The 1,169-nt window shown below is 31.7% G+C and carries 2 protein-coding genes and 1 pseudogene; 2 read left to right on the forward strand and 1 reads right to left on the reverse strand.

What is annotated here, in order from left to right; genetic code table 11:
* Nucleotides 1-129: 129 nt before the first annotated feature.
* Nucleotides 130-516: a PAS domain-containing protein gene (locus V7137_RS30200; RefSeq protein ID WP_335701487.1), complete on the forward strand. Its 387-nt coding sequence runs from the start codon at nucleotides 130-132 to the stop codon at nucleotides 514-516.
* Here the strand turns inward: V7137_RS30200 and V7137_RS30860 are convergent.
* Nucleotides 485-625 (reverse strand): annotated as a pseudogene (locus V7137_RS30860) (histidine kinase); the annotation flags it as partial. The gene V7137_RS30200 and the pseudogene V7137_RS30860 overlap by 32 nt on opposite strands.
* A 321-nt stretch (nucleotides 626-946) precedes the next feature.
* Here V7137_RS30860 and V7137_RS30205 point away from each other — a divergent pair.
* Nucleotides 947-1,084, forward strand: coding sequence for a hypothetical protein (locus tag V7137_RS30205; protein ID WP_335701488.1), 138 nt, complete (start codon nucleotides 947-949; stop codon nucleotides 1,082-1,084).
* Nucleotides 1,085-1,169: the final 85 nt, after the last annotated feature.

Consider the following 1,169-nt stretch of genomic DNA (forward strand, 5'->3'; position numbering starts at 1 on the left):
ATTAATAGTAATGAAAGGAATAAAAATAACCTTATTACGTTTGTAGATGATTTCGGGCGGAAATTAATCCATTCCCGGGTTTCACTTGAACAATCTATCAATTTTGTTTATCTAACATGTTGCTCTATTATGGACTTGCTAGAACAGGAATTACGAGAAAAAAGTATTTCTATAAATACATTTTTTGAATCAATTAATATACTTGAATATTTGTACCAGCTTATCTCCAAGACACTTCTGAATTGCTACAATGAGGAGTTATCATACACCAAATTAGCTTTAGATGAGTCCAATCAAGATTTAAAAATTACTCTAAGAGAGCTTGCAGATTTGCAGAAAGCACTAAATGAAGCTACCATTTTTTCAATTACCGATCGAGACGATAGAATTTCTTATGTGAATGAAAAGTTTTGCGATTTATATAAATATACAAGGGAAGAACTAATAGGAAAAAAACATGATATTTTCTGTTCTGACTTTCATCTTCTCCATTTAAATCAACAAATGGAACAATAGTTGTATCAAGCCAGTACTTGGTTCCATCCTTCGCTTTATTAAGAATTTCCCCTTTCCAAACCTCTCCACATTGAATGGTCTCCCAAATATGATTAAAAAAAGAAGGGGAACAACCATTCGTGGATTTGTACAACTCCTTACTGAAAATGGAAAAGTGCCCTATTTTGTCGAAACGATTTTAGATGAAATAGAAAGAATAAGTTTTATTGTAAATGAATTTATGGTTTTTGCTAAACCTCACTCGGTTTACTTCAGTGAATTCGATGTAAAAAATATTTTAAGCAGTGTGATTTCCTTTCTCGAGCCCGAAGCCATATTGAAAAATGTACGAATTAAATATGAATTTCCTTCAGAGGATATCTTTTTTACTGTGGAAAAAAATCAGTTAAAACAGGTTTTTATAAATTTAATTAAAAATTCCATAGAGGCGATGCCAACTGGTGGTAATATCTATGTTTCCAATGATTCGACTGCTCATCATATTTTAATTAAAATCAAGGATGAAGGGGTAGGAATAGGGGAGGAACAGGTTAAAAGATTGGGGACCTTTTTTCACTACCAAACATAATGGAAATGGATTAGGACTTATGGTCAGCTATAAAATTATTCAGAACCATAAGGGAACGATAAATGTTAAAAGTAAACTAAATCAA

The organism is Neobacillus drentensis (assembly GCF_036962765.1).
Taxonomy (GTDB): domain Bacteria; phylum Bacillota; class Bacilli; order Bacillales; family Cytobacillaceae; genus Neobacillus; species Neobacillus drentensis_C.